We start from the raw sequence: 7,004 nt of genomic DNA on the forward strand, positions 1-7,004 counted from the left end.
AGCTCGGCCTTCGGCCGTCCCGTCCTCGCCATCCGACCATCATGCCGACCAAACACCAACTTACGCAGCGAATTAACGACTCAGGACACTAGCGCGGGCCCATTCCCGCGAAGAGGGTGTCGATGAGCCGGTCGACCCAGTCGTGGGTCAGGGGCCGCCGGGCGATCAGGTGCTGGAAGTACAGCGGGCCGGACAGGATCGCCATGGCGAGGTCCAGGTCGAAGTCCGGCGCCAGCTGGCCCTGCTCCCGGGCGCGTTCCAGCCGCGCGATCGTCTTCTCGGCCTGGGGGGCGATGAAACGCTCGTCGAGCGCGTCGGCGACCTGGGGGTCGTGCTGCGCCTCCACCAGCAGGGCCACGTACAGGGGGCCCATCGGCGGGCGGCTCAGGAGGTCGACGGCCGTGTGGATCTGGCGGCGCAGATCGGCGATGACGTCACCGGTGTCCGGGTAGTCGAGGCCAGGTTCGTTCAGCGACAGCAGGGAGTCCAGGAACAGCGCGCCCTTGGAGGGCCAGCGGCGGTAGATGGTGTGCTTGCCGGCGCCGGCGCGGGCGGCGACCGCCTCGATGCTGAGCCGGGCGTAGCCGAGTTCCTCGCCCAGTTCGAGCGTGGCCCGCATGATCTCCTCGGTGCGGCCCGCTCCGCGGCTGCTGCGTCTGTCGGTCATCGCCTCACGATATCGGTACGGCACGTGCCGTATTGACAGCTGCCCCCGCCTTCAGCATGATCCCTCTATTCACGAACGGCACGGCACGTGCCGTTCAGTACGTACCCGAGGGGGAACATGGGACCGCGCACAGCCGCTCCGGCGCTGCGGCTCACCGGCCTGGCCAAGAAGTACGGCACCCACCGCGCCGTCGACGGCATCAACCTGACCGTGCCGAGCGGGTCGTTCTTCGGCCTGGTCGGCCCCAACGGCGCGGGCAAGACCACGACCCTGTCCATGGCGGTGGGCCTGCTGCGCCCCGACGCGGGCCGGGCCGAGATCTTCGGTACGGACGTGTGGGCGGACGCCTCCCGGGCGAAGGGGCTCGTCGGCGTCCTGCCCGACGGCCTGGCCCTGCCGGAGCGGCTGACCGGGCGTGAAGTGCTGTGTTTCACTGGGCTGTTGCGCGGCATGGCCCGCGCTGAGGCCGACCGCCGCGCGGCCCAACTGCTGCGGACCCTGGGCCTCGACGCGGCCGGGCGCACCCTGGTGGCGGAGTACTCCACCGGCATGCGCAAGAAGATCGGCCTCGCCGCCGCGCTGCTGCACGCGCCTCGACTGCTGGTCCTCGACGAGCCGCTGGAGGCGGTCGATCCGATCTCCGCGGCGACCGTGAAGGAGATCCTCCGGCGGTTCGTCCGCGCCGGCGGCAGCGTGGTCCTGTCCAGCCATGTGATGGCCGTGGTGGAGCAGCTGTGCGACCACCTCGCCGTGGTCGACGCCGGACGGGTCGTGGCGGCCGGGCCGCTGGACGAGGTACGGGCCGGACTGAGCCTGGAGGAGCGGTTCGTGAGCCTGGTCGCCGGCCGCTCGCCCGGGGCTCGGGGTGTGGAGGGGCTGGCATGGTTGGCGTCCTGATCCGGATGAAACTGGCCGTCCAGCGCAACTCCCTCACCCGCGCCACGGCCGCCCGGATGATCGGCGGCGGCGCGGCCGGTCTCGCGCTCGCCGCCGCCGTACTGTTCCTCGCCGGCCGCGGCTACCCGCACGCCGCGCAGCGGTTCGACCTGCTCGGCGCCGCGCTGGCCGTGTGGACGGCGGGCTGGCTGCTCGGCCCCGTCCTCTTCGGCGGCGGCGACACGACCCTGCGCCCCGAGCACTTCGCCCTCCACGCGCTGCGCCCGCGCGCCCTGGCGACCGGCCTGGCGGCGGCCGCCTTCGTCGGCGTCGCACCGGCCGTGACCCTGATCGCGCTGAGCGGCCTCGTGGTCGTCGCCGTACACCTCGGCCCGGCCGCCGTCGCCGTCGCCGCCCCGGCCACGGTGCTCCAACTCGCCTTCACCGTCCTGTGCTCACGCCTGGTCACCGCGGTGCTCGGGCAGGTCGCGCGGTCCCGTACGGGCGCCGCGCTCGCCGCCTTCACGAGCGCGGCGATCCTGGCCGCGCTGCACTCGGGCTGGATCCTCGAACCCCTCGTGCGCGCGGCCCTGGACGACGGCCTGCCCCGCCCCGCCGCCGCATGGCTGCGCGGCCTGCCCTCCGGCTGGGGGCTGTCCGCCGTCGAGGCCGCCGGACGCGGCGACCGGCCCGGCGTGCTCGCGGCCCTGGCCGGCCTGGCCCTGCTCACCGCGGCCTGCGCGTACGGCTGGGCCCTCCTGACCCGGCGCCAGGTCACCACGCGCCCCTCGGACGGACGCGCTGCGACCGCGACCCTCGGCCGGTGGGCCCGCGGCCCGGTCACCGCCGTCGCCGCCCGTGAACTGCGCACCTGCACCCGCGATCTGCAGCGCTTCCACTTCGTCTGCTTCGCCCTCGGATACGCCCTCGTGTTCTGCCTGCTCCCGCTGGCCGCGGGCAGTACGGACTTCCTACCGTGGACCGGCCTGGTCTTCGCACTGTGGATGTCGGCCGTCTCCGCGAACCTCTACGGCGAGGACGGCACCGAACTCTGGGGCAAGATCATGATCTCGGGCGCCGCCCGGCACGACGTACGGGGCCGTCAGCTCGGCTGGCTCCTGGTCACCGCGCCCCCGACGGTCCTCCTCACGCTCGTTCCGGCCGCGCTGTCCGGGGCGTCCATGCCGTGGCTGTGGCTGGTCACCTTCGTCCCCGCGCTGCTCGGCGGCGCGGCGGGCGTGACCGTACTGGTGTCGGTGCTGCGCCCCGTCCCGCTGCGCGACCCGCACCGCCGGACTGGCGGCCTGCTGGAGAACGGCACCGACTTCGCGCAGGTCCTGCTGATGCTGGTCCTGACCGCGGCGACAGCCGCCCCGGCCCTGCTCGCCGTACGGTTCGGCCCGGCCTGGGCCGGACCGGTGGCCGGGCCGGTGAGCGGCGCCCTGCTGACGTGGCTGCTGGGACGCATCGCCGTCATCCGGCTCCGGCGCACGGCTCCGGAGCTGCTCCAGCACTTCCGCACGGGTACGCCTCCGACTCGCCAGCGGCGCGTCCGGGCCGCGCCGCCGCCCCTCGTGCCCGCGGGCCTGCCTGCGCTGCGCCGGCCCGCCCTGGTCCTGGCCCGACTCGGCCTCGACACGGCGCCCGTCGGGCAGCGGATCTACGTCATCGTCGGCATGGCGCTGTGCTGGGTCCCTCTTGTCGCCCAGGGCGTCGTGCCTGCGGTCATGCTGGCCACGGGGCATGTCCACCGCTCCTGGTTCCTGGCGCTGTACCTGCCGCCGACCCTGCGCCGGCCGGCGATCACCGCGATGATCGCCCTCGGCCTCGCCCTCCTGATCACCAGCCTCGGCACCGGCCTGTACCACCTGGCGCGATCACGGCACCGGCGCTGAACGATCCCCCGGTACGCCCGTCTTCGTCTTCTCTTACGCGCCGGTGGGGCTTCTGGAGCAGTTCCCACCGGCCCGCGGTCGGGTGCGAGACAGGCGGGACCCGAGCTGGAGCGGAGGGGACCCGGGCGGTCAGCGCGCCGGCGGCGAGGCGGGCCCGTTCGTACGGGCGCGGGTCAGCGGGCGCAGCACGGCCTGGTCCTCGGTGTCGCGCGGGTACAGGGCGCGGAGGTCGGCGGTCATCATCCGTCGGCCGGCCGGGCGGGTGTAGTCGTCGACGGCGGTCTGCACGATCTGTTCGTCCAGGCCGGGCTGGTGGGGTCGGCCGCGCAGGGCGTAGGCGAGGTGGCGTCGGGCTTCGGCGAGCAGGTGCCGGCGCTTGAACGCGCCGCGCGACTGCCCCCCTCGACCGCATCCCCTATGGGGATCGCACCGGCCCGCAGAGCCGGCTGAACGCCTTCGGCCTGCATATCGCCTACGACACACACCTATCGCACGGAGCTGACGAGCGATGTCACTGCGGTCCACGGCGGCGACGGGGGCGAGTCGGTGTGCGGCGGCTACGGCCACATGCTGGCCTGGCTACCGCCAACCGTAACCCTTCCATGGTCGAGTTCGTGTACGGACCGGACGGAGAAGACATGTACGAGAACTTCTCCACCCGACCGGTGCTCACGCTCTGAGCCTTCACGTGCAAGCCTGCCGGGCGGGCCTGGTCAGGGGCCCGCCCCACTGCTGATCAGTGAGTGAGGCGACCGTCTTCCGGTCAGCCGCGCTGACTCTCAACTCCCCCGGCAGCAAACGCTGTTCCGCCCGCCGTCCCCTGTTACCTGTACTTCTTCTGTTCCGGGGCGAGCGCGGATCACGTCCCGCGCGACGCAGGCGACGTACCCCTTCTGATCCATCGGGGCGTCACGCGCGCAGCGAGGTGGCCGCGAGCCCGACGGCGGTCATGGCCGTACCGACGATGACCAGTGGCTTGCCGACCCGGTGCGCCAACCGGCCGCTGACGATCCCGGCAGGCCGACCCGGTACGTACGTGCCCGGAAGAGGTGGACGCCGACCAGCGGCCGGCGTCCGGACCGGGCCACCGCGCGCTCCCCGGTTGAGAGAGACGGGGATCCGACGCGCGGACCGCTCCCCGATCTGCGCCCGATGGCGGCTCCCGTCCGAACCCGCGGTTCACCTCACGCCCATGTGACCGCCTGCGGGTCGCCTGTCCCGGTCGCCGCCCGTGAACCGTACGGGCCAACACGTACTGCCGTCCGAGGGATGCGGCGGTTGGATCCGGCGCGGCCGGGACACCTTCCTTGCCGGAGCACACGGGATACGCCCTGTTCGAGGGGAACCGGTGCCTGCGGGCTCCGCGCCGCATGCCCATCGCTCACCCGTGTGATTGCAGGAAGGACCTTGACGTGTCTGACCCCGTCGTCCTCATCACGGGCGCGCTCACCGGTATCGGCCGCGCCACCGCCCTCGCCTACGCCCGCCAGGGCGCGAACCTCGTGGTCTGCGGCCGTCACCAGGACGCGGGTGAACAGCTTGCCGGGGAGTTGGCCGGCCTCGGCGTCCAGGCCGAGTTCGTGCGGGCCGACGTGCGCTTCGACGCCGAGGTGAGGGACCTCGTCGACCGCGCGATCGCGCGGTTCGGGCGGATCGACGTCGCCTTCAACAACGCCGGCACCGAGGGAACACCCGGCCCTGTCACCGAGGTGACCGACGATGCCTACCAGGCCACCTTCGATACGAACGTCAAGGGAACCCTGCTGTGCCTGAAGCACGAGTTCCGGGCCATGAGGGCACAGGGCGGCGGCAGCATCGTCAACGTCAGCTCCACCTTCGGCCTGATGGGTTATCCCGGTGCGGCCTTGTACGTCGGCAGCAAGCACGCCGTCGTCGGCATCACCAAGGCCGCCGCCCTCGAAGGCGCCGATCACGGTATCCGGGTCAACGCGGTCGCGCCCGGCTACACCCGCACCGCGATGTACGACCGGTTCACCGGAGACGACACAGCACGTGACGCGGTCGACTCGGTGCTGCCCATGCACCGGGCCGGCACCCCGGAGGAGATCGCCGCAGCCGTCCAGTTCCTGGGCTCGGACAAGGCGAGCTACGTCACCGGGCACATCCTCCTGGCCGACGGCGGCCTCATGGCAGGCGGGCCCCTGTTCCCGAGTTCGTGAACCACGGAGCCGGCACCGGCTGTGGCGGCCCGGCGGAACGCGCTGCAAGCACGAGTCCGATCCGGCGTCCCGATCGCATCGTCCTGACACCGCCGAGGGCCAGGCACGGCGACCCGTGTCGTACGTCGACGATCAGGCCTCGTCCGGCCACGTCGTCACCGTCTGGCCCTGCCCCTCATCGATGAGGGTGATGCGGGCGCCGGACATAGTGCCGTACTCCCCCACCCATAACGAGAACTTGCGGCGAGCGGTCGCCTCGCTCCCCCACCAGCCCTGCATCACCAGACGGCCGGCCGCCGTCACGGTCAGATAGAAACGCTGAGAGTCATCCACGGCAGCCGCCCTCGTCGTCGATCACAACGGTCGGCCACACCCGATTGGATCCTCGAAGACGGCCTGAACCGCGACTCACCGCCTGTCGCCGTTCACGTCGGCGGCTGCCATATGGCAGGCAAACGCTGGAAGGCGTGCCCCGGGACGTCGCCCTGCGGGCACTGGGCGAAGGCATCGAGGCTGCGTGCACTGCCGGCCTGACGCCGAGCTCGGCTATCTGTGGGGCGACAGCTTCGGCGCGGGGAGCTGGGGCATATCCACCGACGGTGTCCACTGGACCAGGTTCGAACTGGGCAACGGGACCTGAGTGGGGTCGGGGACTGGCGCGGTGGCTGCCGCTCGGTTTCCAGTCCCCGCCGCTTCAAACCGGTCGGGCAGATTCAGCTTCGGATGAGCGGCGGCGTAGGCGGCATGGTGCTCGGCGAGATGGGTGACGCCCTCCTCTGTGATCTCGAACCCCATGACGTAGCCGCGGGAGCGGGCCAGCCCGCGCGGACTGAGCTGGACGAGCACCAGGTCCGCCGCTACTCCTCCTGGGCCCGCGGGGTCACCCTCGCCATGCTGGCCCATGCCTTCCTCGCGGTCCTCCGCGCCGACGAACACGCCCCCAACCCTGCCCCGGACGGGCTGGTCCCGCTGGTCCACGTCTCAAGCACACCAACCACCCACCGGCCAGTGGATAAGAACTCACGAAACTGAGACAGCGTCACCCCGCACGCGATAACACCCCCACGACAGCGGAGCCCCGCGGATCTCTCACGTCCAGGACAGTAACCCCGCGTCCCAAAAACCACCACCGACCAGCAACAACACACCCAGGCCCGCTGTCTCTCACCTCACTGTCCCGAAACCGAGAGATCGCAGCTGTGACCGGAAGGGTTTGCCGGAAAGCTCGCGGCGCCCGGTGCTGGGGGCACCTCCCACGCCGTTCAGGCAGTGGGGGAACATCGCAAGGCGAAGCATGACCCGCGTACTGGACGTACTCGGGTGATGCGACAACGCGGCTGGGGGTCCCCCCTGCTCGAAGAGCTTGGGGGAGCCGTGCCGGGCGTC

Annotated in this window: 8 protein-coding genes and 2 pseudogenes; 7 read left to right on the plus strand and 3 right to left on the minus strand. The window is 71.9% G+C overall.

Translation table 11 applies throughout. The features are described from left to right. Positions 1–88: 88 nt before the first annotated feature. Complete coding sequence (locus ACFY3J_RS38665; RefSeq protein WP_384187879.1) at positions 89–667, minus strand: TetR/AcrR family transcriptional regulator; 579 nt, start codon at positions 665–667, stop codon at positions 89–91. A gap of 117 nt (positions 668–784) precedes the next feature. On the opposite strand from ACFY3J_RS38665, the gene ACFY3J_RS38670 reads away from it, so the two are divergent. Together ACFY3J_RS38670 and ACFY3J_RS38675 are read left to right on the plus strand one after the other, a co-directional pair. Then, the gene (locus ACFY3J_RS38670; protein WP_384187876.1) at positions 785–1,564 is read left to right on the plus strand and encodes an ABC transporter ATP-binding protein; all 780 of its coding nucleotides are present in this window, start codon (positions 785–787) and stop codon (positions 1,562–1,564) included. Then, a complete protein-coding gene (locus ACFY3J_RS38675) occupies positions 1,549–3,438 on the plus strand; it encodes a hypothetical protein (RefSeq protein ID WP_390842880.1) in 1,890 nt (629 codons plus the stop codon). The genes ACFY3J_RS38670 and ACFY3J_RS38675 overlap by 16 nt, the downstream gene beginning before the upstream one ends. 129 nt (positions 3,439–3,567) lie before the next feature. Here the strand turns inward: ACFY3J_RS38675 and ACFY3J_RS38680 are convergent, their stop codons facing one another. After that, complete coding sequence (locus ACFY3J_RS38680; protein WP_384187870.1) at positions 3,568–3,726, minus strand: hypothetical protein; 159 nt, start codon at positions 3,724–3,726, stop codon at positions 3,568–3,570. Between the two features lie 110 nt (positions 3,727–3,836). Between ACFY3J_RS38680 and ACFY3J_RS38685 the strand changes: the two are divergent. Together ACFY3J_RS38685 and ACFY3J_RS38690 are read left to right on the plus strand one after the other, a co-directional pair. After that, positions 3,837–4,118 (plus strand): annotated as a pseudogene (locus ACFY3J_RS38685) (hypothetical protein); the annotation flags it as partial. Between the two features lie 732 nt (positions 4,119–4,850). Continuing rightward, positions 4,851–5,618 carry an SDR family NAD(P)-dependent oxidoreductase gene (locus ACFY3J_RS38690; RefSeq protein WP_141365807.1) on the plus strand — a complete coding sequence of 256 codons (768 nt, stop codon included), beginning with the start codon at positions 4,851–4,853 and terminating at the stop codon, positions 5,616–5,618. Between the two features lie 132 nt (positions 5,619–5,750). Here the strand turns inward: ACFY3J_RS38690 and ACFY3J_RS38695 are convergent, their stop codons facing one another. After that, positions 5,751–5,951 (minus strand): hypothetical protein, encoded by a 201-nt coding sequence (locus tag ACFY3J_RS38695; RefSeq protein ID WP_384187867.1) that lies wholly within the window; start codon positions 5,949–5,951, stop codon positions 5,751–5,753. A gap of 63 nt (positions 5,952–6,014) precedes the next feature. On the opposite strand from ACFY3J_RS38695, the gene ACFY3J_RS38700 reads away from it, so the two are divergent. The 3 genes and pseudogenes from ACFY3J_RS38700 to ACFY3J_RS38710 all read left to right on the plus strand — a co-directional run. Next, positions 6,015–6,152 (plus strand): hypothetical protein, encoded by a 138-nt coding sequence (locus tag ACFY3J_RS38700; RefSeq protein WP_390842881.1) that lies wholly within the window; start codon positions 6,015–6,017, stop codon positions 6,150–6,152. After that, the gene (locus ACFY3J_RS38705) at positions 6,136–6,258 is read left to right on the plus strand and encodes a hypothetical protein (RefSeq protein WP_384187864.1); all 123 of its coding nucleotides are present in this window, start codon (positions 6,136–6,138) and stop codon (positions 6,256–6,258) included. Before ACFY3J_RS38700 ends, ACFY3J_RS38705 begins: the two co-directional genes overlap by 17 nt. Before the next feature lie 194 nt (positions 6,259–6,452). Continuing rightward, positions 6,453–6,650 (plus strand): annotated as a pseudogene (locus ACFY3J_RS38710) (IS701 family transposase); the annotation flags it as partial. Positions 6,651–7,004: the final 354 nt, after the last annotated feature.

Origin of the sequence: Streptomyces sp. NPDC001231, assembly GCF_042896885.1 — a bacterium.
GTDB lineage: Bacteria > Actinomycetota > Actinomycetes > Streptomycetales > Streptomycetaceae > Streptomyces.

Excerpts from the sequence above, each read along its gene's own strand:
- ACFY3J_RS38665 (WP_384187879.1), bottom strand. The coding sequence starts at position 667 with ATGACCGACAGACGCAGCAGCCGCGGAGCGGGCCGCACCGAGGAGATC.
- ACFY3J_RS38670 (WP_384187876.1), top strand. The coding sequence starts at position 785 with ATGGGACCGCGCACAGCCGCTCCGGCGCTGCGGCTCACCGGCCTGGCC.
- ACFY3J_RS38675 (WP_390842880.1), top strand. The coding sequence starts at position 1,549 with ATGGTTGGCGTCCTGATCCGGATGAAACTGGCCGTCCAGCGCAACTCC.